Origin of the sequence: Agrobacterium tumefaciens, assembly GCA_025560025.1 — a bacterium.
Lineage (GTDB): Bacteria > Pseudomonadota > Alphaproteobacteria > Rhizobiales > Rhizobiaceae > Agrobacterium.
The window spans coordinates 2,404,732-2,427,652 of the sequence record CP048485.1; the positions used below are offsets into that span (position 1 = coordinate 2,404,732).

22 protein-coding genes are annotated in these 22,921 nt (G+C 59.5%); 12 read left to right on the forward strand and 10 right to left on the reverse strand.

Features of this window, described 5'->3' with window-relative positions; all coding sequences use genetic code 11:
• Positions 1 to 32 precede the first annotated feature (32 nt).
• The 3 genes from FY152_11720 to FY152_11730 all read left to right on the forward strand — a co-directional run bounded on the left by FY152_11720 (position 33) and on the right by FY152_11730 (position 4,257).
• The gene (locus FY152_11720) at positions 33 to 743 is read left to right on the forward strand and encodes an ABC transporter ATP-binding protein (GenBank protein ID UXS32729.1); all 711 of its coding nucleotides are present in this window, start codon (positions 33 to 35) and stop codon (positions 741 to 743) included.
• The gene (locus FY152_11725) at positions 740 to 3,301 is read left to right on the forward strand and encodes an ABC transporter permease (protein UXS32730.1); all 2,562 of its coding nucleotides are present in this window, start codon (positions 740 to 742) and stop codon (positions 3,299 to 3,301) included. The genes FY152_11720 and FY152_11725 overlap by 4 nt, the downstream gene beginning before the upstream one ends.
• Before the next feature lie 218 nt (positions 3,302 to 3,519).
• Positions 3,520 to 4,257 (forward strand): Bax inhibitor-1/YccA family protein, encoded by a 738-nt coding sequence (locus tag FY152_11730; GenBank protein ID UXS32731.1) that lies wholly within the window; start codon positions 3,520 to 3,522, stop codon positions 4,255 to 4,257.
• 124 nt (positions 4,258 to 4,381) lie between these two features.
• Here the strand turns inward: FY152_11730 and FY152_11735 are convergent, their stop codons facing one another.
• The 3 genes from FY152_11735 to acnA form a co-directional block, all read right to left on the reverse strand.
• Positions 4,382 to 4,774 (reverse strand): DUF2794 domain-containing protein, encoded by a 393-nt coding sequence (locus tag FY152_11735; GenBank protein ID UXS32732.1) that lies wholly within the window; start codon positions 4,772 to 4,774, stop codon positions 4,382 to 4,384.
• A gap of 400 nt (positions 4,775 to 5,174) precedes the next feature.
• Positions 5,175 to 5,915 carry a DUF1223 domain-containing protein gene (locus FY152_11740; GenBank protein UXS32733.1) on the reverse strand — a complete coding sequence of 247 codons (741 nt, stop codon included), beginning with the start codon at positions 5,913 to 5,915 and terminating at the stop codon, positions 5,175 to 5,177.
• 196 nt (positions 5,916 to 6,111) lie between these two features.
• Positions 6,112 to 8,805 (reverse strand): aconitate hydratase AcnA, encoded by a 2,694-nt coding sequence (gene acnA / locus FY152_11745; protein UXS32734.1) that lies wholly within the window; start codon positions 8,803 to 8,805, stop codon positions 6,112 to 6,114.
• 269 nt (positions 8,806 to 9,074) lie between these two features.
• Between acnA and ccmA the strand changes: the two genes are divergently transcribed.
• The 5 genes from ccmA (at position 9,075) to FY152_11770 (ending at position 12,196) form a co-directional block, all read left to right on the forward strand.
• Positions 9,075 to 9,716 carry a heme ABC exporter ATP-binding protein CcmA gene (gene ccmA / locus FY152_11750; GenBank protein ID UXS32735.1) on the forward strand — a complete coding sequence of 214 codons (642 nt, stop codon included), beginning with the start codon at positions 9,075 to 9,077 and terminating at the stop codon, positions 9,714 to 9,716.
• A gap of 205 nt (positions 9,717 to 9,921) precedes the next feature.
• Positions 9,922 to 10,581 (forward strand): heme exporter protein CcmB, encoded by a 660-nt coding sequence (ccmB, locus tag FY152_11755; GenBank protein ID UXS32736.1) that lies wholly within the window; start codon positions 9,922 to 9,924, stop codon positions 10,579 to 10,581.
• Positions 10,582 to 10,654: 73 nt separating this feature from the next.
• Positions 10,655 to 11,416: a heme ABC transporter permease gene (locus FY152_11760; protein UXS32737.1), complete on the forward strand. Its 762-nt coding sequence runs from the start codon at positions 10,655 to 10,657 to the stop codon at positions 11,414 to 11,416.
• A 4-nt stretch (positions 11,417 to 11,420) separates the two neighbouring features.
• The gene (gene ccmD / locus FY152_11765) at positions 11,421 to 11,594 is read left to right on the forward strand and encodes a heme exporter protein CcmD (GenBank protein ID UXS32738.1); all 174 of its coding nucleotides are present in this window, start codon (positions 11,421 to 11,423) and stop codon (positions 11,592 to 11,594) included.
• Positions 11,591 to 12,196 (forward strand): DsbE family thiol:disulfide interchange protein, encoded by a 606-nt coding sequence (locus tag FY152_11770; protein ID UXS32739.1) that lies wholly within the window; start codon positions 11,591 to 11,593, stop codon positions 12,194 to 12,196. Before ccmD ends, FY152_11770 begins: the two co-directional genes overlap by 4 nt.
• 18 nt (positions 12,197 to 12,214) lie before the next feature.
• Here the strand turns inward: FY152_11770 and FY152_11775 are convergent, their stop codons facing one another.
• The 7 genes from FY152_11775 to FY152_11805 form a co-directional block, all read right to left on the reverse strand.
• Complete coding sequence (locus FY152_11775; GenBank protein ID UXS32740.1) at positions 12,215 to 13,402, reverse strand: GGDEF domain-containing protein; 1,188 nt, start codon at positions 13,400 to 13,402, stop codon at positions 12,215 to 12,217.
• A gap of 120 nt (positions 13,403 to 13,522) precedes the next feature.
• Positions 13,523 to 14,119 (reverse strand): DUF2585 domain-containing protein, encoded by a 597-nt coding sequence (locus FY152_11780; protein UXS32741.1) that lies wholly within the window; start codon positions 14,117 to 14,119, stop codon positions 13,523 to 13,525.
• Entirely contained in the window at positions 14,116 to 14,766 is a 651-nt protein-coding gene (locus FY152_11785) for a septation protein A (protein ID UXS32742.1), read from the reverse strand. Before FY152_11785 ends, FY152_11780 begins: the two co-directional genes overlap by 4 nt.
• Before the next feature lie 2 nt (positions 14,767 to 14,768).
• The gene (gene ftsY, locus FY152_11790; protein UXS32743.1) at positions 14,769 to 16,202 is read right to left on the reverse strand and encodes a signal recognition particle-docking protein FtsY; all 1,434 of its coding nucleotides are present in this window, start codon (positions 16,200 to 16,202) and stop codon (positions 14,769 to 14,771) included.
• Between the two features lie 31 nt (positions 16,203 to 16,233).
• The gene (mtaB, locus tag FY152_11795) at positions 16,234 to 17,508 is read right to left on the reverse strand and encodes a tRNA (N(6)-L-threonylcarbamoyladenosine(37)-C(2))-methylthiotransferase MtaB (GenBank protein ID UXS32744.1); all 1,275 of its coding nucleotides are present in this window, start codon (positions 17,506 to 17,508) and stop codon (positions 16,234 to 16,236) included.
• Entirely contained in the window at positions 17,505 to 18,407 is a 903-nt protein-coding gene (locus tag FY152_11800; GenBank protein UXS32745.1) for a diaminopimelate epimerase, read from the reverse strand. Before FY152_11800 ends, mtaB begins: the two co-directional genes overlap by 4 nt.
• Before the next feature lie 121 nt (positions 18,408 to 18,528).
• Positions 18,529 to 19,644, reverse strand: a complete 1,116-nt coding sequence (locus FY152_11805) for an MBL fold metallo-hydrolase (GenBank protein ID UXS32746.1) — start codon at positions 19,642 to 19,644, stop codon at positions 18,529 to 18,531.
• Positions 19,645 to 19,925: 281 nt separating this feature from the next.
• On the opposite strand from FY152_11805, the gene ffh reads away from it, so the two are divergent.
• From ffh to rimM, 4 genes are all read left to right on the forward strand, one after another.
• Positions 19,926 to 21,494 carry a signal recognition particle protein gene (gene ffh / locus FY152_11810; GenBank protein UXS32747.1) on the forward strand — a complete coding sequence of 523 codons (1,569 nt, stop codon included), beginning with the start codon at positions 19,926 to 19,928 and terminating at the stop codon, positions 21,492 to 21,494.
• Between the two features lie 11 nt (positions 21,495 to 21,505).
• Positions 21,506 to 21,823 (forward strand): chorismate mutase, encoded by a 318-nt coding sequence (locus FY152_11815; protein ID UXS32748.1) that lies wholly within the window; start codon positions 21,506 to 21,508, stop codon positions 21,821 to 21,823.
• A gap of 33 nt (positions 21,824 to 21,856) precedes the next feature.
• Positions 21,857 to 22,234, forward strand: a complete 378-nt coding sequence (gene rpsP, locus FY152_11820; protein UXS32749.1) for a 30S ribosomal protein S16 — start codon at positions 21,857 to 21,859, stop codon at positions 22,232 to 22,234.
• Positions 22,235 to 22,354: 120 nt separating this feature from the next.
• Positions 22,355 to 22,921, forward strand: a complete 567-nt coding sequence (gene rimM, locus FY152_11825) for a ribosome maturation factor RimM (protein UXS32750.1) — start codon at positions 22,355 to 22,357, stop codon at positions 22,919 to 22,921.

Consider the following 22,921-nt stretch of genomic DNA (forward strand, 5'->3'; position numbering starts at 1 on the left):
TACCGCTTTCATCATATATAGGAACGAGAATTGTGACGAAAAGCATCATAGAGCTGAAGAAAGCCGACCTCACGCTCGGCAACGCCGCCGCCTCCGTTCACGTTCTCAAGAACATCGATCTTGCCATCGGTGAAGGCGAGGCGGTTGGCATTGTCGGCCCGTCCGGCTCGGGAAAATCGACCCTTCTGATGGTGCTTGCCGGGCTTGAGAGGCTTGATAGCGGTGAGATCGTCATCGCGAACACGGCGTTGCACAAGCTCGGCGAAGATGCGCTCGCGGATTTCCGCGGCAAGAATATCGGCATCGTTTTCCAGTCCTTCCATCTCATCGCAAACATGACGGCGCTGGAAAACGTCGCCGTCCCGCTGGAACTGGCCAATGTTCCGAACCCCTTCGAAATCGCCAAACGCGAACTTGTCGCCGTTGGTCTCGGGGAACGCCTCAACCACTATCCCGGTCAACTCTCCGGCGGCGAGCAGCAGCGTGTCGCCATCGCCCGCGCGCTGGCCCCCTCACCCGCCGTGTTGATCGCCGATGAACCGACGGGCAATCTCGATACCGATACCGGCAAGCAGATCGCCGATCTTCTTTTTACAAAACAGGCCGAACGCGGCATGACCATGGTCCTTGTCACCCATGACCCCTCGCTGGCTGCCCGCTGCTCACGGCAGATCAAGGTGCGCTCCGGCGAAATAGAGGGCGACAGCGCCAAGGCCCAGATGGCGCGGGCGGTCTCGGCATGATCGGCTCCTTTCTCCCGTCTTTTGCCAATATCAGAAACGCCGCGAGGCTCGCGCGGCGGGAAATTCGCGGCGGCCTGCGCGGTTTTTACATTTTCCTCGCCTGTATCGCGCTCGGAACCGGCGCCATTGCAGCCGTCAATTCCGTGTCACGCGCCGTTACCAGCGCCATCGCCACGGAAGGCCAATCCATATTGGCGGGCGATGTGCGTTTCGAACTGCGCAACAGGGAGGCGACCACAGAGGAAAGGGCCTATCTCGACGGTCTCGGCAAGATCGCCGTTTCCACCGGGCTGCGCTCCATGGCGCGCCTCGCCGACGGCTCCGAACAGACGCTGACGGAAGTGAAGGCCATCGATGGCGCCTATCCGCTCTACGGTACCTTCGTGGCGGATCCCAATCAGCCGCTGAGCGAACTTCTGGCCGCGGCCGGCGACACCTATGGCGCAATCGCTGCGCCGCTTTTGCTCGAGCGGCTCGGCATCAAGGTCGGTGACGAAATCCTGCTTGGCAATGCGAAGCTTAAACTGACAGGCACCGTGGTCGACGAACCGGACGCGCTGTCCGATGGCTTCGGTTTTGCACCGAGGCTGATGGTCAGCCGCGATGCCCTTTTTGCCTCGGGTCTCGTTCAGAACGGAAGTCTGGTCGAACATGCCTATAAAATCCGGCTGGACGATCCGGCAGCACGGACAACGATGACCGACGCGGCCAACAAGGCTTTTCCCGACGCCGGCTGGTCCATCCGCACTAGCGACCGGGCAGCCCCCTCGCTCACCGAAAACGTCAACCGCTTCTCGCAATTCCTGACGCTGGTGGGGCTTACCGCCCTCATCGTCGGCGGTGTCGGCGTCGCCAACGCCGTTCGCGCCTTTCTCGATTCCAAACGCACAACGATCGCCTCGCTGAAATGCCTGGGTGCACCGGCCTCCGTGGTCACCATGACCTATCTATTCCAGATCGCCTTCATTGCCGTTGTCGGCATCGTCATCGGCCTTGCGGTCGGCGCCATCGCGCCGCTGGTCGCCATGCGCTTTCTGGAAGGTGTGCTTCCGGTGCCGGAAGAACTCGCCTTCTACCCCGGCGCACTCGGCCTCGCCGCGCTGTTCGGTCTGTTGACGACGCTTGCCTTCGCCATCGTGCCTCTCGGTCAGGCACGCGAGGTCCCGGCGACGGCGCTTTTCCGCGAACAGGGTTTCGAAGAGGGCAGCTGGCCCTCCTGGCCCTATCTGGCCGCCACCGGTCTGCTGCTGGCAGCGCTCGCAGCACTTGCCATATTTTCGGCGGAAGACCGTTTCATCGCCTCGGTTTTCCTCGCCGCCATCGCCTTCGCTTTCGTGGTGTTGCGGCTCGTGGCGTCCGGTGTGAAGGCCATCGCCAAACGCAGCCCGCGTGTTCATTCGGCCGCCCTCCGTCTGGCGATCGGCAACATCCATCGCCCGGGCGCACTTACCCCCTCGGTCGTCCTTTCCCTTGGCCTCGGCCTCACCCTGCTTGTGACGCTGACGCTGATCGACGGCAATCTGCGGCGCGAACTGACGGACAGCCTGCCGGACCGTGCGCCGAATTTCTTCTTCGTGGATATTCAGGGCAGCGAACTGCAGGGCTTCCGCGATCTCCTGAAGCGGGAAGCGCCGGAAGGCACGCTGACCGAGGTGCCGATGCTGCGCGGGCGGATCCTCGCGCTCAACGGCGAAGATGTGACAAAAATGGATGTGCCGCCGGCCGGTCGATGGGTGCTGCGCGGCGATCGAGGCATTACCTATTCGCAGGATATTCCCGAAAACGCGACACTGACGGAAGGAACGTGGTGGGGACAGGACTATAGCGGCGAACCGCTTGTCTCTTTTGCGGCGGAAGAGGCGCGGGAACTGGGCCTCAAGATCGGCGACAGCGTCACCGTCAACGTGCTCGGCCGTAGCATCACCGCGAAGATCGCCAATCTGCGCAATGTTGAATGGGAATCCCTGTCGATCAATTTCGTCATGGTGTTTTCGCCAAACACGTTCCGCGGCGCACCGCATGCCTGGCTCGCGACACTCGCTGACCCTTCCGCATCCGCAAGTGATGAAGGCCAGATATTGCGCGCTGTCACCAACGCCTATCCGACGATCACCAGCGTGCGTGTGAAGGACGCCCTCGATGTCGTCAACCGGTTGGTCGGCCAGCTTGCCACTGCCATTCGTGCCGCGGCGGCCGTCGCACTGATAGCATCCGTCCTCGTTCTCGCCGGCGCTCTTGCCGCCGGAAACCGCGCCCGCACCCATGACGCCGTTATCCTGAAAACGCTGGGCGGCACGCGCAATCTGCTCATCCGCGCCTTCTCCTACGAATACATGATGCTCGGTCTCGCCACCGCCGTTTTCGCACTTTTCGCCGGTGGCGTCTCGGCATGGTTCGTGATTGCCCGTATCATGAAACTGCCCTCCACCTTCCTGCCGGATGTGGCGATCGGCACGCTCGTCGTCGCCCTCGTCATGACGGTTGGTATCGGCCTCATCGGTACCTGGCGGATTCTCGGACAGAAGGCCGCTCCGGTTTTGCGGCAGGCGGGTGAATAATCATCGGTTGTGCGCTGCTTAACTTTAACGATTAATTCTTTGTAATGATCGCCGAAACGTGAGCGCTTTTCGCGCATATGGTGTCTTTTCGGCCGGAAAAGGCCTTGTATCGGACACGTTCTGCCATCATATTCTTGGGCAGGCTTGCTGAAGCTCCGCAGCGGCGCCCGGGAGGTATCCCGACACCGTAGCAATTACGGAGCTCAAAAGAGGAAACAATGGCTGACTTCAATAACTACCAGAACCGCATGGCGCAGACCCGTGCACAGACTGGTGCGATGATCGATGAAGGTCTTCGCGCCTACATGCTCAAGGTTTACAACCTGATGGCGCTGGCTCTGGTCATCACCGGCATTGCGGCGTTCGCTACCTTCACGCTCGCGACCACCAATCCGGCCTTCGCACAGTTGCTCTATGCGTCGCCGCTGCGCTGGGTCGTCATGCTTGCACCGCTCGGACTGGTGTTCTTCCTTAGCTTCCGTATCCAGAACATGAGCGTTTCCGCCGCCCAGATGACCTTCTGGGTCTATGCGGCTCTGATGGGCGTGTCTCTGTCCTCGATCTTCCTGGTCTATACCGGCCAGAGCGTTGTACAGACGTTCTTCGTGACCGCTGCCTCGTTCGGCGCGCTCTCGCTTTACGGTTACACGACGAAAAAAGACCTTTCAGGCATGGGTTCGTTCCTGATCATGGGTCTGTTCGGCCTCATCATCGCGTCCATCGTCAACATCTTCCTCGCTTCCTCTGCGCTTCAGTTCGCGATTTCCGCGATCGGCGTGCTGATCTTCGCCGGCCTCACCGCCTATGACACGCAGAAGATCAAGGAAATGTATTTCGATGGTGACGAAGTTGCCGTGGCTGGCCGCAAGGCTATCATGGGTGCACTGACGCTTTATCTCGACTTCATCAACCTGTTCATGTTCCTCCTGCAGTTCATGGGCAACCGTGACAAGTAAGGGTAGGAACCCAACTGGCAAACATGCGAAAGGCGGCCCTTCGGCCGCCTTTTTATTTACCCGCATCGGAAGCTGAAGGCCCTAGGTCTGCTTGCCTTCCAGCGATGAGCAGGGTGCTGCAAAGTCACTCGATGAGCTTCAGGACCTTGTCGAAAACCTTGAGAACCTGCGGAAGCTCATGACCGCGTTTGAGAATGCGGCCATCCGTATTGACCACGCTATAGGCCCCCTGTTTCGTTGCCAGCTTGGGGTTTTTCTCGATCCTGTAGAGAGGCATTTCACCCGAGCGCTTGAAGACCGAAAATACCGCCTTTTCCCGCAGGTGGTCGATGGCATAATCGCGCCACTCGCCCTCTCCCACCATGCGGCCGTAAATGCGCAGGATCGCATCCAGCTCGCGCCGGTGGAAAGTGACCGGCAAAGGGTCCTTGTTCTTTTTATACTCACGGAGATCGATAACGGTGGAATTGTCGCGTGAAGCGGTCTGCACCTGCTGCACATCCGGTTGATCGGTCATCCAATACCTCCGATTCCACCCAAATCATCTAGTCAATGTGAGCCTGTGAAGGTGAAATTGCAAGCCTCGCGCTCGCCTTAAGAGACGGCATCGGCAATGACACGAAGGCATTTGACAATATTGGAACGACAGGAAAATCGGAAGGCGGCTACACAAAATGGCCCCCACCAAAGCCACTGCGGAGGCTGCCCTCGGCAAAAGCAGGGGTAAAAAATGGTAACCATTTAGGCAGCCATTTTGGCATGGCCTGCCGTATTTCGGTCAAACCATGGCCCGAATTGGGTGGAATAGTCCTATTGTCAATTGATGCCTAGGCACCAAGATGACCCGGTCCGGTGCATTGACCCTTTACCCCCAGCCCCCAATGCCCGGACCGGATCTTCAATCGCCCGATGGGCGATTAGGGGGTTTCATTTCCCAAAAGAATACTTGCGCCGACGATTGCCGCCGGATCGCCGCTGGCATTGGCCGTCTGCAGCAGAACGGCGCAGCCGCCCTTCTTCACCTTTGCCACCACGCTTGCTGGAAGTTTCACCGTCATCGGCGAGCCATCCCACATGCCAACGGTCTGCACATCATAGACGCTGTGCCAGTAGGACATTTTTTTCCCCTGGTTCTCGCCCTTCTGCACATCCACCGTCTGCTCGCGCGTGAAATAGGCAACCACAACATCGGCCTTGCCGCTGCCGGCGCCAATATCGATCTCCACCTCATCGCCGGCAAATTTTGACGAAACCGGCACGTTCAGCCCCTGCCCCTCGCGCTTGAAAGCATCGAGCCGGTCATAAATGCCGCGGACATCGGCGCCTTTGACATGATCGCGACCGTTCAGAATGGCCTGCGGCGTATAGACCCCGTTGCGACCAAGCGCGCGCATATAGCCATATTGCCGTTCGGTATTTTCCTTCGATGCCAGCGAATCGGTCCAGCCGAGATAATTCCAGTAGTCGACGTGGTAGGAGAGACCAACGACATCGCCCTTCTGGATCATCTTGCGCAGGGCCTCATCCGCCGGCGGGCAGGAGGCGCATCCCTGCGATGTGAACAATTCGACGACGCCCTTCACGGCCTCCTGCGCATGCGCGGATGTGACGAGGAACGTGCCGAGAAGACAAATCGACAGGCGGAATTTCAGTGGCATTACAAAAACCTTTGTCCGGCAAGATATCCAGACGAATTGATGCGATCAATCCCGCCGGGATGCAAACCGGAAAATAACGTCTATTCCCCTTCAATAGAAAGTCACGAAGGGGTGAGCGGCAATCACAAAAAAAGAGACAAAGAAACAGGAAAGACGCCGGGTTTTCTCCCGGCGTCTTTTATTGTCCTATGCTTGATCAGGCAGCCAGATCACGAAGAACGGTCTGCAGAATGCCGCCATTGTTCATATAGATCACTTCATCCAGCGTATCGATGCGGCACAGAAGCGGAACTTCCTTAACCGAACCGTCGCTGTAGGTGATCTTGGCGATCTTCTTTTCACGCGGCTTGATCTCACCTTCGAGACCATCGATCTCGACGATCTCGTCACCCTTGAGATCAAGGCTCGCCCAGGTCGTACCCTCTTCGAAAACGAAGGGAACGACACCCATGCCCACGAGGTTCGAACGGTGAATACGCTCAAAGGACTGTGCGATCACGGCCTTGACGCCAAGCAGGTTGGTGCCCTTCGCCGCCCAGTCACGGGAAGAACCGTTGCCATATTCGACACCGGCAAAGATGACGAGCGGAACGCCCTCCGCCTTGTATTTCATGGCGGCGTCATAGATCGACATCTCTTCCTTGGATGGATAGTGGATGGTGTAGCCACCTTCCTTGCCGTTCGGGCCGAGCATGTGGTTTCGGATGCGGATATTGGCGAAGGTGCCACGCATCATCACTTCATGGTTGCCACGACGCGTACCGTACTGGTTGAAGTCGGCAACGGCCACGCCATTCTCCGTCAGGTAAGCGCCGGCAGGAGAAGCGGCCTTGATCGAACCGGCCGGAGAAATATGGTCGGTGGTGATCTTGTCGCCGAAGAGACCAAGAACGCGCGCGCCCTTGATGTTCTTGAGGCCGGTGCCCTTTTTACCCATTCCGACGAAATAAGGCGGGTTCTGAACATAGGTCGACTTGTCGTCCCAGGCATAGGTCTGACCCGGAGGAACCTGGACGGCCTGCCAGTTCTCGTCACCCTTGAAGACATCGGCGTACTTCGATTCGTAAAGCTCGCGGGTGACATATTTCAGGATGAATTCCTGGATTTCCTTGGAGGTCGGCCAGATATCCTTGAGATAGACCGGATTGCCGTTCTGATCGTCGCCGATCGGCTCCTTCGTCAGGTCCTTCTGGACCGTGCCGGCAAGCGCGTAGGCCACGACGAGCGGCGGAGAGGCCAGATAGTTCGCCTGAACGTCCGGCGAAATACGGCCTTCGAAGTTTCGGTTGCCGGAAAGGACGCCAGCCGTGATCAGGCCCTTGTCGTTGATCGTCTTGGAGATCGCCGGTGGCAGCGGACCGGAGTTACCGATGCAGGTCGTGCAGCCGAAACCGACGAGGTTGAAGCCGATCGTGTCGAGGTCCTTCTGCAGGCCGGACTTGTCGAGATATTCTGCGACCACCTGCGACCCGGGCGCGAGCGACGTCTTCACCCACGGCTTGGACTTCAGACCCTTGGCAACAGCGTTGCGGGCAAGAAGGCCGGCGGCGATGAGAACCGAGGGGTTGGAGGTGTTGGTGCAAGAGGTGATGGCGGCAATCGCCACATCGCCATGGCCAAGATCGAAGTCCTCGCCCTCAACCGCGTAACGGCTGTGGAGCTGGCCGGGCTTCTTGTAGTCGTTTTCGAGAGCCGTTGCGAAATTCGGTGCAATGGTTTCGAGCGGCAGGCGGCCTTCCGGACGCTTCGGGCCGGCCATGGAGGGCACGACATCGCCGAGATGGAGTTCCAGCGTATCGGTGAAAACGAGATCCGAACCATCGCCGGTGCGCCACATGTCCTGCGCCTTCGAATAGGCTTCGACAAGCGCAATGCGGTCCTTGGTGCGGCCGGACATGGTCAGGTAGTTGATGGTTTCGCCGTCAACCGGGAAGAAGCCGCAGGTCGCGCCATATTCCGGGCCCATATTGCCGATGGTCGCGCGATCGGCCAGCGACATCGAATCGAGGCCGGGGCCGAAGAATTCGACGAACTTCGAAACCACGCCCTTCTTGCGCAGCATCTGCACGACAGTCAGCACGAGGTCGGTCGCGGTCACGCCTTCCTTCACCTTGCCGGTCAGCTTGAAGCCGATGACCTCAGGCAGCAGCATGGAAACCGGCTGACCAAGCATGGCCGCCTCAGCCTCAATACCGCCAACACCCCAGCCGAGAACGCCGAGACCATTGATCATCGTCGTGTGCGAATCGGTACCGACGCAGGTATCCGGATAAGCAATCGTCTCGCCGTCCTCTTCCTTCGTCCAGACGGTCTGGCCGAGATATTCGAGATTGACCTGGTGACAGATGCCCGTACCGGGCGGCACCACGCGAAAATTCTTGAATGCCTGCTGGCCCCACTTGAGGAAGCGGTAACGCTCGCCATTGCGCTCATATTCAAGCTCGACGTTGCGGGCAAAAGCGGTCGGCGTGCCGAATTCGTCGACGATAACCGAGTGGTCGATGACGAGGTCGACTGGAACGAGGGGATTGATCTTTTCCGGGTCGCCACCGAGCGACACCATGGCGTCGCGCATGGCCGCAAGGTCGACGACGGCCGGAACACCGGTGAAGTCCTGCATGAGAACGCGGGCGGGACGATAAGCGATTTCGGTTTCGGTCAGGCCCTTATTGTTCAGCCATTCGGCAACGGCCAGAATATGTTCCCTGGTGACGGACTGGCCGTCCTCGAAGCGAAGCAGATTTTCCAAGAGAACCTTCATGGAATAAGGCAGCTTGGATACGCCCTTCAGGCCGTTTGCCTCGGCTTTGGGAAGGCTGAAATAGATGTAATCCTTACCGTCCACGGTAAGGACGGAACGACATTGGAAACTGTCGAGTGATTTGGCCACGGTTTAAAACCCCGCATAATCTGATAGCCAACACGCGCGTGCGGACCCCCGTGCCCTAAGGCACATCAGGATGCGGGTACGGCCATTTCCGCTGTCCGCACGTGAAAGTTACTCCTCGTAACATTCAGGTCCGGCGCAAGATGATGATCACGCCGGCCGCTGGCGTGGTTGACACCCATATAGATAATTTCGGAGAAACGTGCCAGACCATTCAACGAACCTAATCGATTTTTTTATCGAGACCACGAAATCTTGTACGGAAACGCGGCATGGATTTGACGGCGGAAAATCTTGGCGTGCGGCGCGGTGAAGATTTTATATTCATGAATGTTTCCTTCAAGTTAAGCAATGGCGACGCGCTGGTGCTGACGGGTCGGAATGGCTCGGGCAAATCGACGCTTTTGCGCACGGTGGCCGGCCTGCTGCGGCCTGAAAAGGGGCGGATAACGATAGCCGGCAAAGAGATAGAGGAGGGCATGCGGCCCTCGGAGGCCTGCCATTATCTCGGCCACCGCAATGCGATGAAAACGGAACTGACCGTTTCGGAAAATCTCGAATTCTGGAAAGACTTCCTTGGCGATTTTTCCGGCGGCGCGGGTGTGAAGATCGATGAGGCGGCGGAGATCGTCGGCCTTGCCGGCATCACCCATCTGCCTTTCGGTTATCTGTCTGCGGGCCAGCAACGGCGTTTCGCCATGGCGAAGCTTTTGATCGCATGGCGGCCAGTGTGGATTCTCGATGAACCGACGGCGGCGCTTGATAAGACTGCGGACGGGATGTTTACGGATCTCGTCAAGAGCCACCTGGGGAAAGGCGGTATCGTCCTGGCTGCGACGCATCAGCCTTTGGGGCTGGAGAGTACGCAGGAATTGCGAATGACGGGGTTTGCGGGTGTGGAGGCTTGGGCATGATGGCGGTGCGCGTGGGTCATACCCCCCTCTGCCTTGCCGGGCATCTCCCCCTCAAGGGGGGAGATCGATCCGCGGCTAGGTCTCGCCCATCTCAACGCTTGAGAGTGGAGTGGTGGAAGAGTGTCTTGCCGATCTCCCCCCTTGTGGGGGAGATGCCCGGCAGGGCAGAGGGGGGTAAAGCCGCAAACTCGAGGCCGGCGCCCCAATGACCGCCCTCTTCCTCCGCGACATCAAACTCTCCATCCGTGCCGGCGGCGGTGCCTTGATCGGCGTGCTGTTCTTCATGACCGTGGTTGCCGTCATCCCCTTCGGTGTCGGCCCCGATCTTAATCTGCTCGCCCGCATCGGCCCGGCCATCGTCTGGATCGGCGCGCTTCTGTCCGCCCTCCTCGGCCTCGACCGGCTGTTTCAGGCAGAACGGGACGATGGCTCCCTTGATCTGATCCTGATGCAGGAAACCCCGCTGGTCCTGACCGTGCTCATCAAATGCCTGGCGCATTGGGTGGCGACTGGCCTGCCGCTGGTGCTGGCCTCGCCGCTGCTCGGTCTTTTCATGAATATGGACGAAGTGGCGATCGGCGCCGTCATGTTGACCCTTCTCGTCGGCTCACCCGCCATCACCTTCATCGGCGCGGTTGGGGCAGCTGTTGCCGTCGCCCTGCCACGCGGCGGTCTTCTGGTCTCCATCCTCGTCCTGCCGCTTGCCATCCCTGTCCTGATCTTCGGCGTCAGCGCCTCTTACGCAGCAGTGCAGGACCCGGCACCCTTTGTGCCGCCATTTCTCATTCTGTGCGCGATCACGTTATTTTCAGCCGTGACCGGCCCTTTCTTTGCCGCTTTGGCATTGCGCAATGTTATGGATTGATGAAACCGGCCAGACGATCCCCGATTGACAGGGATCAATTGCGGGATGGCCATTCTCGGGTTACACAAACGGCATGAACGAGCAGACTTTCGCCATCACCAAATTCAGCGATCTCGCCAATCCCACGCGGTTTCTGGCGCTGGCATCACGCATCCTGCCCTGGCTCGCAATCCTGACAGCGCTGGTACTGGCCGCTGGCCTCTATCTGTCCTTCACAACCGAAGGCGATTATCAGCAGGGTTACACCGTGCGCATCATGTATGTGCACGTGCCCTCCGCATGGCTTGCCATGATGTGCTACACGGTGATGGCGGTTTCGGCCATCGGCACCCTTGTCTGGCGTCATCCGCTGGCGGATGTCAGCCACAAGGCCGCCGCCCCCATCGGCGCCGCCTTCACGCTCATCGCTCTCATCACCGGCTCGCTCTGGGGCAAGCCCATGTGGGGAACCTGGTGGGTGTGGGATGCGCGGCTGACCTCCGTTTTCGTGCTCTTCCTGATGTATCTCGGGCTGATCGCGCTCAACCGCGCCATGGATGACCCGTCCAGAGCCGCCCGCGTCAGCGCAGTGCTGATCCTTGTCGGTTTCGTGAATATTCCCATCATCAAGTTTTCGGTCGAATGGTGGAACACGCTGCACCAGCCGGCAAGCGTCATCCGCATGGGTGGCTCCGCCATTGATGCGGAATTCCTCTGGCCGCTTTTGACCATGGCAATCGGCTTCACGCTGCTGTTCTTCACCTTGCACATCGCCGCCATGCGCAATGAAATCTGGCGCCGGCGCGTGGCCGCACAGCGGCGGCTCGCCGCCCGCATGGCGAACCGGGAGGGCTGAGGTGATGACGCACGCCTTTTATATCGGCATGTCCTATGCGGCGACCGGTCTTGTCGTTCTCTGTCTCATCGCCTGGGTGGTCATGGACGGTCAGGCGCGCAAACGGGAACTGAAGGAACTGGAGGCATCCGGCGTGCGCCGCCGGGCAAGAGCCGGCTCCGCTGGTGACGCGCAATGACGCAGGCCAGCCAGGAACAGGACACCAAAGCAAAAACAAAGGGTCGCGCACGTTATGCGCTGGCACTGCTGCCGCTTCTGCTTTTCGGCGGTTTTGCCCTTGTCGCCGGAAAAATGCTCTATGACCAGGATGTCAACGGGCTGGATATCAGCGCCATTCCCTCGGCGCTCATTGGCACCAAGGCGCCGTCGCTGTCTCTGCCGCCGCTGGAAGGCTCCAACCTACCGGCGCTCACCGACGCCGCCATCAGCGGCAAGCTGACGCTGGTCAACGTCTTTGCTTCCTGGTGCATTCCCTGCCGTCAGGAACACCCGCTGCTTCAGGAACTGGCCAAAGACAGCCGCATCACCGTTGTCGGTATCAATTACAAAGACAAGCAGGACAATGCGCTGCGCTTCCTCGGCGAACTCGGCAATCCTTTTGCCGCCATCGGTGTCGATCCGAACGGCAAGGCCGCTATCGACTGGGGCGTCTATGGTATTCCAGAAAGTTATCTCGTCGGTGCTGATGGCACGATCCTTTATAAAAAGGTCGGCCCCTTCGATGCCCGCAGCGTCGAGCGCGATCTTCTGCCGGCCATCACGGCCGCAGCCGGAAACTAACCTGCCGGCCGCACTACCTCACCCCTTGGAAATCACCCTCAGCGACGGGCCTTCAGCGATCGCCGGAAGACGGGTGCCCTCCAGCACGACCTGATCGCGACCACCGCGCTTTGCGGCATACAGGCTGTCATCAGCCCGCTTGATGGCGTCGTGGATGGAATGATCTCCCCTCGCGACGGCCGAAACGCCGAAGCTTGCGGTGATCTGTGTCGCCACGCCCCGGTTGCGCCAGTCGAGCGACGAAAGGCCAAGTCGCATGCCATTGGCAAGCTGGCCGGCCACGGCAGCTGTCTGGCCGGGCAAAAAGACCACGAATTCCTCACCGCCAAAGCGGGCCACCAGCGCATCTTCGGGCACATTTCGCCTGAGAAGATCGGAAAGGCCGATAAGGACAATATCTCCGGCGGCATGGCCGTAGACATCGTTGATGCGCTTGAAATGGTCTATGTCGCAGACAATGACCACGCCCTGCGGCGTATCGTTACGAAAATCGGGAACACGCCGGTCGAAACCGCGGCGGTTCAGCACATCCGTCAGCGGATCATGCTCCGCCGCATGCAGGTGCCGGTCAACGGTAACGGAAATCTGGCTCGCAAGCACGGAAAGCGCCAGCAGGAAGCCGAATATGCTCGCGGCAAGCTGCATGTAGAACGCATAGTCAGATTCGAAGAATTCGCCGAGCTCGACCATCGAGCCGTTCGGCGTCATCACCAGCAGCATCCCGATGCGCACCAGGGTTTCCAGCACCACAAGCGACGCGATCGCCACCATCAGCCTGTCGGCAAGCGTCACGGGCAGGTTTCTTACGAACCAGATCGGGATGGCAAGCAGCAAAGCACAAACAAAATCACCGACCACCAGTTCGCGTTTCAAATCCGGCGTGATGAAGACATGGAACGAGACGAACAAAACCGCCGCAGCCACGATAGACAGTCGCACGGTCGAATAAAGCGGTCGCTCGAAATGAATGAGCAGCGCGTGACCGTAGAGAAAAAAGGCGGAAAAGAACAACAGGTTCGAGACGATTGCCTGAACTTCAAAAGGTAGCGCGCCAAGCACCAGAGGCGTCGCGAAACCGAAAGCCGCCGAAAGATATCCAAAACCCCAGTATCGCGCCGAAGCGTGGCCGATCCTCTGCAGGAACAGGAACACCACACCAAATGTCAGCATGATGAAGGGAAGAAGATAGGCGAAATTATCTTGCACAGTGTTCTGCCGGACGGAAAGACGAGCCTTTGAACCCGGACACTACCCCAATGCCATTAAGAAAACTTGCATATAGCGCAGGGTTTTCGTGCCTCTCCGGCGAAATCCCGGCAGGCATGTTCACATTTGCGGGAGCGCGTTCTGCCATTCCTTTATCGCCTCGACAGGCCAGACCAGCATGACGACGTTCAGCGTCAGATTATCGCGGATCAGCCAGCCGGTGAAGATTTCGAAGAAGATGGCGATTATTACCGTCAGCCACACCGGCACGCGGGCGGCAAAAAGGAAACCCAGCGCCATGAAAACCGTATCCATGGCCGAGTTCAGGATGCTGTCGCCGGTGTAACCAAGCGCCATAGTCGCCGTACGGTAACGATCAATGATGATGGGCGAGTTTTCGAGGATTTCCCATGCCGCTTCCACCAGAACAGCAAGCGAAAGCCGCATGGAAAGCGGCTTGTTTCGGAACAGCAGCCAAGCGAACCAGTAGAACAGGAAGCCATGAATGATATGCGACGGCGTATACCAGTCGGCGAGATGCTGGGAATTGCCCGGCGTATTGACACCCGGCTCGAACAGCTTCACATAACCGCATTCGCAAATGGGAATGCGGTCCATGAAATAAAGGATGACGATCTGCAGGAGAAGCAGCCCGGCGGCCACACCGAACCATTTAAGCGAGCGCGAACGGGAAGCCGACATCTCCGCAACGGTCATTTTTCGTCCTTGTTGAGCGGTTCCAACGAATGGCGCATGACGAGCGGCATCTGGGCCATGGTGAAGATTATGGTGATTGGCATCGTGCCCCACACCTTGAAGGCAACCCATGTGTCGGTGGTGAACATGCGCCAGACGACCTCGTTCAGCACCGCAAGGAAGAGGAAGAATACGCCCCAGCGCAGCGTCAGCTTGCGCCAGCCCTCATCCGTCAGCTTGAAGGCCGAGTTGAAGACATAACCCAGCAGCGATTGCCCGAAAAACAGGCCGCCCAGCAGGATGACGCCAAACAGCGTATTGACGATGGTTGGCTTCATCTTGATGAAGGTATCGTTCTGCAGCCACAGCGTCAGCGCGCCGAACACGAAGACCACGATGCCTGATATCAGCGGCATGATCGGCAGCTTGCGCGTCAGCACCCATGAGACAGAAAGCGCCAGGGCCGTTGCGATCATGAAAAGACCGGTGGCGATGAAGATCGGCCCGCCGAACTCCGTCAGAACAGGGAAAGTGGAGGCCAGCCATTCGCCGCGGGAATTGGCGAAGAAGAACACCATGAGCGGGCCAAGCTCGAGCACGAATTTCAGGAGCGGGCTGATTTCCGCCACCATCTTTTCGCTTTCCTTGGAATTGCTTTCAATATCCATACTCAAACTCCCGCAATGGCCTTGGCGAAATCTTCCGCCTCGAAGGGCTCCAGATCATCAACACCTTCACCCACACCGATAAAATAGACCGGCAGCTTGTGTTTGGCGGCAATGGCAACGAGGATACCGCCCCGCGCCGTGCCATCCAATTTTGTCATAATCAGGCCCGAAACTCCCGCGACATTGCGGAATATTTCCACCTGGTTCATGGCGTTCTGGCCGGTCGTCGCATCCAGCGTCTGCAGCACGGTGTGCGGTGCGTCCGGATCGAGCTTGCCGAGCACGCGTACGATCTTTTCCAGCTCCGCCATCAGTTCCGTCTTGTTCTGCAGGCGACCGGCCGTATCGATGATGAGAACGTCGCTTTTCTGCGCCCGCGCCTGTTCATAGGCGTCATAAGCCAGACCCGAGGCATCCGCTCCAAGCTTGGTGCCGATGAATTGCGAGCCTGTGCGGTCGGCCCAGATCTTGAGCTGCTCGATGGCCGCCGCGCGGAACGTATCGCCCGCCGCCAGCATCACCTTGAGGCCGGAGCCGGAAAGCTTGGCGGCAAGCTTGCCGATGGTTGTCGTCTTGCCCGTACCGTTGACGCCGACAACGAGAATGACATGCGGCTTGTGTGAAAGATCAAGCTCCAGCGGCCTGGCCACAGGCTTCAGGACCTTCGTGATCTCACCGGCCATGATGCGAGCCACATCCTCGCCGCTCACATCCTTGCCGTAACGCTCGGAAGACAGGGCGCCAGTGATGCGCATGGCGGTCTCAACGCCGAGATCCGACTGGATGAGAAGATCCTCCAGCTCGTCGAGCGTATCCTCATCCAGCTTGCGCTTGGTGAAAAGCGCCGAAATCTGTATGGTCAGCTGTGACGACGTGCGGGCAAGTCCGGCTCGCAGGCGCTGAAACCATGTCAGCTTGGCCTGAGGCACTTCCGGAACCGGCTCTTGCCGTTCGCTCGCCGATGAGAAGCCCTTGGGCAAGGATGGTGAAACCACAGAAGGCTCGGCAGCGGCAGCCTCCGCCTCATCGAGCAGTGCATCCATCACATCCGCATCGAGCACGCCATCCACAACATCCGGCAAAGCTTCGACCTGCTCTTCGGCAGCAGCTTCCGCCTGCAACAGCGACAACGGCACGACACCCATATCGCCGGAAAGCTCGGCACCGGGCAGAAGCGGTGCGTCCTCTTCCTCGTCATCGTCGGAAAGGACCACGTCCGTGGCCTCATCCGGGGCTGGTCCGCCGGCCGTCTCCATCTCCAGTTCGGAAACCGGGTCCTTGTCGACAGGGCCATGCGCTTCGGCGTCGCTCAGCGCCGCTTCGAAGGAAGCGTTTTCATTGCCGCGTTCAGGCGCGGCATCCTCTTGCGGCCGGTCGTCCGTTTCGGCCTTGTCCTTGCCGAACGAAAAGACTTTTTTGATGAAGCCGAGGGCCATGGTCGTTCCCGTGTCTTTATCTCGTACCGCTTCAGGCCGCGTCAGCCGCCAGAAGCTTCATGTTCAGATGTTTGCCGTTGTGGCCGGTAATCGCAACCTGCGCAAGAGTGCGCGGGGCAAGATGCAGCGCCTCCACCAGCGTGAAATTGTCGGTATGGGCAAAACCGTTGTTTTCAACGAGGATCGTCTGCACCGACCCCACCATATTTTGCAGATGCGCCAGCTTCAGCGCCTCGCCGCGCTCACGGAGCCTCGCCGCCCGCTCCTTCACCAAAGCTCGGTCAAGCTGCGGCATGCGCGCCGCCGGCGTGCCGGCACGCGGGCTATAAGGAAACACATGCAGGCTGGAAATGCCGCATTCTTCCGCAAGCGTCGCGGCGTTTTCGAACATGTCTTCCGTCTCGGTCGGGAAACCGGCAATCATATCCGCCCCGAAGGCGATATCCGGCCGAAGCGACCGCACCTCATGACAGAAACGAACGGCATCTGCCCGCAAATGGCGGCGTTTCATGCGTTTCAGGATCATGTCGTCGCCATGCTGGAGGGACAGGTGCAGATGTGGCATGAAACGCGGCTCATCAGCAATAAGATCCATCAGATGGTGGTCGGCCTCGATACTGTCGATGGAGGAAAGCCGCAGCCGCAGGATGTCCGGCACCTGCTTGAGCAATGTCTTGGCGAGATAACCGAGGGAAGGCTCGCCCGGCAGGTCCGCGCCATAGCTCGTGGCGTCCACCCCCGTCAGAACGATCTCGCAATAGCCGCTTTCGGTCAGCCGGCGCGCCTGATCCACCACGGCACCCATCGGTACGGAGCGGGAATTACCGCGCCCATAGGGAATGATGCAGAAGGTGCAGCGATGATCGCAGCCGTTCTGCACCTGAATGAAGGCGCGCACATGCCCATCTATGTGCTTCACCATCTGCGGCGCGGTCGCCTTGATGCTCATGATATCGTTGACGCGCAGCTTTTCTTCCGCCGAGACGCCGAAATCCGGCAGCGCGCGATAGGAGGCGCTTTTCAGCTTTTCTTCATTGCCGAGCACCGCATCCACCTCGGGCATCTCGGCAAAGGTCTGCTTTTCCGTCTGCGCGGCACAGCCGGTGACGATGATACGGGCATGCGGATTGTCGCGCCTTGCCCGGCGGATGGCCTGGCGCGCCTGGCGCACCGCCTCGCCCGTCACCGCGCAGGTATTGACCAGCACGGCATTGTTGAGCCCGGCCTTTTCAGCCTCCGCCCGCATCACTTCCGATTCATAGGTGTTGAGACGACAGCCGAAGGTTATGACCTCGACGCCGCTCATACGGCCCCCTGCTCCGCCGCGACATCCCGCGACCATGCACCAGTAACGGGATCGACGGAGCCCGACCATTCCCATTCCGCCGGGCCGGTCATGATGACATGGTTGTCCTCGCGCCAGTCAATGGTCAGCGGCACACGGACGGGGCTGGAGGCGACATCGATGGTAACCTTCCTGCCGGTGCGACCCGTGCGCGCCGCAGAAACCGCTGAAGCGCAGGCGGCCGAACCGCAGGCGAGTGTCAATCCAGCGCCGCGTTCCCAGGTGCGGGTGCGCAGCGCGCTGTCTGAAATCACCTGCGCCAGCGTGATATTGGCCTTTTCCGGGAACATCGGATGGTTTTCGAGCAGCGGTCCGAAACGTTCAAGATCGAACTCCATCGGATCGCGGTCCACCCAGAAAATCGCATGCGGGTTGCCCATGGACATGACGGCGGGCGAATGCAGGATTGGCGCATCGATCGGCCCGATCTGCAATTCGATACGGCTGGTATCGTGGAATTCTTCCGACAGCGGAATATCGCTCCAGCGGAAACGCGGCAGGCCCATATCGACTGATATCATGCCGTCTTCATGCTCGACGGCATTCAAAATGCCGGCCACCGTCTGGAAGGTGAAGCTGGTCTTGCCGGTTTCGGAAGACAGAGCCTGCACCACACAGCGCGTGCCGTTGCCGCAGGCCTGCGCCTTCGTGCCATCGCAATTGAGGATGTCGATAAATGCATCCGTGCCACTGACACGCGGATCGTGAATGGCCATGATCTGGTCGAACTGGGTCGAAGGATCGGCGTTGAGCGCAATCGCCGCCGCCGGCGTGACCATATCCTTGCGGCCGCGCATGTCGATAACGAGGATCTTGTTGCCAAGCCCGTTCATCTTTGCAAATTCGACCGTATCCGCCATTGCCCTAAACCTGAAAATTATCTGAAAATCGGATTGCATAGGGGATTTCCCCGCGCTTTCGCCCTATATGGCGGAAAGGACAGCAAATTACCAGACTGTTACGGCGCAAACGGGGCAGCGATCAGGCGGAAGGCGCGTCGAAGACTTCGCCTGGGCGCATGGGCTGAAAACGGCTCTCATCCACCCCCTGCTCCTTGAGTGCCGCCTTGAGCGCCACGAGCGGGGCGTCCACCGCCTCATCGGTCAGCTGCACCGTACCCCAGTGATGGCCGCAGACATGCGCCGCACCGCAAAGCTTCATGCCCTCCACGGCTTCGGCCGGGTTCTGGTGCTGGCCCTTCATGAACCAGCGCGGTTCATAAGCACCGAAGGGCAGGTTGGCGAGGCGGAAATCGCCGTGCTTCTTGAGCGCGGCGCGGTAGTTGAGGCCTTCGTGGAAGCCGGTATCACCGATATGGTAGATTTTGCCGCCGGGCGTTTCGATGACGAAGGCTGCCCATAATGCCATGCGCCGGTCGTTCAGACCGCGGGCTGACCAATGGTGGCAAGGCTCGAAGTGAATTTTCACTGCGCCCACCTCAATCACATCGTCCCAGTCACCCACGTCTATACGCGCCGCTTCGACACCGGTGCGGATGATGGCATCATTGCCGAGCGGTGTGATGAAGAGCGGCTTGTGCGCCACATGCAGGCGCTTCAGCGTTTCCATATCCAGATGGTCGTAGTGATTATGCGTCACCAGCACCAGATCGATGGGCGGCAGATCCTCGAAACGGATGCCGGGAGGATTGACCCGTTTGGGACCGACGAAACTGAAGGGGCTGGTCCGCTGCGACCAAACCGGGTCAATGAGTATATTCAGCCCCGCCGTCTGGATGAGGAAGGAAGCGTGGCCAATGAAGGTAACACGGATGCCCTTGCCCTCAACCCGGGTTTCCGGCTTCGCAAAGGGAAATGGGCTTGGATAGCTTTCCGGCCAGGTGGCACGCTCGCCATTGAAGCGCCATTTCAGCAGACCCATGAAATTGCCCGGCGGCGAACCGCCGGGGTTGAAGAAGCGCACTCCGTCGAAATGATCGGAGATCGGGCCGCTATAATAGGCGCTGGCGCTCGAACGACGGGCATAGAGGGCGCCGCCCGCCAGAGCGAGCAGTCCAAGCGTGGAAAAGCGAAAGAAGTTTCGACGGTTCATGCTAAAGGTATAGGGAGCGGAATGGCGCCGTTCAAGCGGCACCAATCGCGGCTTGCAGCCGATCACGCAAAGATGAAATGCAGGCTTTGTCGGGCGGACAGCGGCATCGCCTTGACTTTTCCTGCACTTTCCTGTTTATCCCGCCCATCAGCTGGCAGTTTCACGACTCCAAGCCGCCGACCGGGACCCGCAAAGGTATAAAGAGATCCCGGAGGTCAACACCCGACAGCGCGACGCGCCCTCGGGTGCTTTTTGGCTTTGCGTCTTGTTTTTGCCAGCGAAAGCACCGACGTTTCGGAGACCCCGGAACGAAGAAGGAAGAAACGATGTTTGAAAACCTCCAGGACCGCCTTGGTTCCATTCTGAATGGACTGACCGGCCGTGGCGCGCTGACGGAAGCCGATGTTGCCGCCGCCCTGCGCGAGGTTCGCCGTGCGCTCCTGGAAGCGGACGTGGCGCTGGAAGTCGTGCGTTCCTTCACCGACAGGGTGCGTGAAAAGGCTGTTGGTGCCGCCGTCCTGAAGTCCATCAAGCCCGGCCAGATGGTCGTCAAGATCGTTCATGACGAGCTTGTCGAGATGCTCGGCACCGAAGGCGTCTCCATCGACCTGCATGCGGCCGCCCCGGTCGTCATCATGATGGTCGGTCTGCAGGGTTCTGGTAAAACAACCACCACCGGCAAGATCGCCAAGCGCCTGACGGACCGCGAGAAGAAGAAGGTGCTGATGGCATCTCTCGACACGCGCCGTCCCGCCGCACAGGAACAGCTTCGCCAGCTCGGCGTGCAGACCGGCGTCGACACGCTGCCCATTATCGCAGGCCAGTCGCCGACCGATATCGCCGCGCGTGCCGTGCAGGCTGCAAAACTCGGCGGCCATGACGTCGTCATTCTCGACACCGCCGGCCGTACCCATATCGACGAACCCTTGATGCTGGAAATGGCCGACATCAAGAAGAAGTCCAACCCGCATGAAATCCTGCTGGTCGCGGATTCGCTGACCGGTCAGGACGCCGTCAATCTGGCGCGCAATTTCGATGAGCGCGTCGGCATCACCGGCCTCGTGCTCACCCGTATGGATGGCGACGGACGCGGCGGCGCGGCCCTCTCCATGCGCGCCGTCACCGGCAAGCCGATTAAGCTGATCGGTATCGGCGAGCGCATGAACGAACTCGACGAGTTCCATCCGCGCCGTATCGCCGACCGTATTCTCGGCATGGGCGACATCGTCTCGCTGGTCGAAAAGGCCGCCGAAAACATCGATGCGGAAAAAGCCCGCGCCATGGCCGAGAAAATGGCCAAGGGCAAGTTCGACCTCAACGATCTCGCCGACCAGCTTGGCCAGATGAAGAAGATGGGCGGCATGGGCGGCATCATGGGGCTGATGCCCGGCATGGCCGGCATGAAGGACAAGATGGCTTCGGCCGGTATGAACGACAAGATGTTCGATCGCCAGATCGCCATCATCTCCTCCATGACCAAGGCGGAACGCGCCAATCCCGATATTCTGAAGCACAGCCGCAAGAAGCGCATTGCCGCCGGTTCCGGCACGGATGCCGCTGAAATCAACAAGCTTCTGAAGATGCATCGCGGCATGGCCGACATGATGAAGGCCATGGGCGGCAAGGGCAAAGGCGGCATCATGAAGCAGATGATGGGCGGCCTTGCCGGCAAGATGGGCCTCGGTGGCCTTGGCGGCGGCATGCCTGATCTGTCGAATATCGATCCGAAGCAGCTCGAGGCGCTCCAGAAACAGGCGGAAGCAGCCGGTCTCGGCAAGCCGGGCGCAATGCCCGGTCTTGGCGGTCTGCCGGGCGGATTGCCGGGTCTGGGTGGCGCCAAGCTGCCCGGTCTTGGCGGCATGCCGGGCCTGCCCGGCTTTCCGAAAAAGAAGTGAGGGGGACACCAGTGAACAATGCAGAGGTGAAAGCCCAGCTTTCCGAATACCGCCAGTCGATCGACAATATCGATGCCGCACTGGTTCACATTCTTGCCGAACGTTTCCGCTGTACCAAGGCGGTGGGCGTGCTGAAGGCAAAGTACAATTTGCCGCCGGCCGACCCGGCGCGCGAGGAATACCAGATCGAACGCCTTCGCCGCCTGGCGAAGGATGCCAATCTGGACCCGGATTTCGCCGAGAAGTTCTTGAACTTCATCATCAAGGAAGTCATCCGGCATCATGAAGCAATCGCCGCCGAACATGGCGGCACCGAAAAGACCGCCTGAACGGCGGACAAGCCATCCTAAGGAGTAAATAACATGGCACTGAAAATTCGTCTCGCACGCGGTGGCTCCAAGAAGCGCCCGTATTACCAGATCGTCGTTGCTGACGCCCGTTCGCCCCGCGACGGCCGTTTCCTCGAGAAGGTCGGTTCCTGGAACCCGATGCTCGGCAAGGACAACCCGCAGCGCGTTGAGCTGAAGGCTGACCTCATCAAGGAATGGATCGCCAAGGGCGCACAGCCGACCGACCGCGTTCTGCGCTTCCTCGCTGAAGCCGGTCTTGCCGAGCGCGCCGCTCGCAGCAACCCGGAAAAGGCAAAGCCGGGCAAGCGCGCTCTGGAACGCGTTGCTGAAAAGAAGCAGAAGGCTGAAGATGCAGCCGCTGCTGCTGCGGAAGCCTCTGCTGCAGAATAATCTGCACGGAAACTTTTGAAGAACGGGTGGCGTGGTTTTCCATGCCGCCCGTTTTTTGTTTATTTTGGCGTCAACAAACCTTAAAGCTGACGCAACCAACACCAGAAGACGGACGGCCCGATGGCAAAGCTGGAAAACCCGGTACTCATGGCAAAGATCGGCGGCGCACAGGGCCTGCGCGGCGAAGTCCGTGTCAGCACCTATACGGCCGATCCGATGGCGCTCGGCGATTATGGCAATCTGGTTACCGCCGATGGCCGCATCTTCGAAATTCTGGAAGTCCGCGAGGGCAAGAATGTCGTCGTTGTTCGTTTCAGGGGAATCAATGACCGCAATGCGGCGGAGAGCCTGAACGGTCTGGAACTTTTCGTCGACCGCGACAATCTGCCTGACGACGAGCTTGACGATGACGAGTTTTATTATGCCGATCTCGAAGGGCTGGAGGCCGTCGATGCGGAAGGCAAAAGTTATGGCGCCGTCAGCGCCGTCTATGATTTCGGCGCAGGTGATCTGCTGGAGCTGAAAGGTGCAGGCCGTCGCCCTGCCCTCATTCCCTTTTCGGAAGCAGCCGTGCTGGAAATCGACCTCGAAGCCGGTCGCATTCTCATCGATCCGATGGCCGCCGGCCTGATCGATAATCCTGACGACAAGGACGAAACCGGCGCATCGCCGTTCGGCAAGAAATAA

Excerpts from the sequence above, each read along its gene's own strand:
- FY152_11780 (UXS32741.1), bottom strand. The coding sequence starts at position 14,119 with ATGACCGTTGCGGAGATGTCGGCTTCCCGTTCGCGCTCGCTTAAATGG.
- FY152_11770 (UXS32739.1), top strand. The coding sequence starts at position 11,591 with ATGACGCAGGCCAGCCAGGAACAGGACACCAAAGCAAAAACAAAGGGT.
- mtaB (UXS32744.1), bottom strand. The coding sequence starts at position 17,508 with ATGAGCGGCGTCGAGGTCATAACCTTCGGCTGTCGTCTCAACACCTAT.
- ccmA (UXS32735.1), top strand. The coding sequence starts at position 9,075 with ATGGATTTGACGGCGGAAAATCTTGGCGTGCGGCGCGGTGAAGATTTT.
- FY152_11760 (UXS32737.1), top strand. The coding sequence starts at position 10,655 with ATGAACGAGCAGACTTTCGCCATCACCAAATTCAGCGATCTCGCCAAT.
- rimM (UXS32750.1), top strand. The coding sequence starts at position 22,355 with ATGGCAAAGCTGGAAAACCCGGTACTCATGGCAAAGATCGGCGGCGCA.
- ccmD (UXS32738.1), top strand. The coding sequence starts at position 11,421 with ATGACGCACGCCTTTTATATCGGCATGTCCTATGCGGCGACCGGTCTT.
- FY152_11725 (UXS32730.1), top strand. The coding sequence starts at position 740 with ATGATCGGCTCCTTTCTCCCGTCTTTTGCCAATATCAGAAACGCCGCG.
- FY152_11785 (UXS32742.1), bottom strand. The coding sequence starts at position 14,766 with ATGGATATTGAAAGCAATTCCAAGGAAAGCGAAAAGATGGTGGCGGAA.
- FY152_11735 (UXS32732.1), bottom strand. The coding sequence starts at position 4,774 with ATGACCGATCAACCGGATGTGCAGCAGGTGCAGACCGCTTCACGCGAC.
- ftsY (UXS32743.1), bottom strand. The coding sequence starts at position 16,202 with ATGGCCCTCGGCTTCATCAAAAAAGTCTTTTCGTTCGGCAAGGACAAG.
- ccmB (UXS32736.1), top strand. The coding sequence starts at position 9,922 with ATGACCGCCCTCTTCCTCCGCGACATCAAACTCTCCATCCGTGCCGGC.
- rpsP (UXS32749.1), top strand. The coding sequence starts at position 21,857 with ATGGCACTGAAAATTCGTCTCGCACGCGGTGGCTCCAAGAAGCGCCCG.
- FY152_11730 (UXS32731.1), top strand. The coding sequence starts at position 3,520 with ATGGCTGACTTCAATAACTACCAGAACCGCATGGCGCAGACCCGTGCA.
- FY152_11740 (UXS32733.1), bottom strand. The coding sequence starts at position 5,915 with ATGCCACTGAAATTCCGCCTGTCGATTTGTCTTCTCGGCACGTTCCTC.
- ffh (UXS32747.1), top strand. The coding sequence starts at position 19,926 with ATGTTTGAAAACCTCCAGGACCGCCTTGGTTCCATTCTGAATGGACTG.
- FY152_11800 (UXS32745.1), bottom strand. The coding sequence starts at position 18,407 with ATGGCGGATACGGTCGAATTTGCAAAGATGAACGGGCTTGGCAACAAG.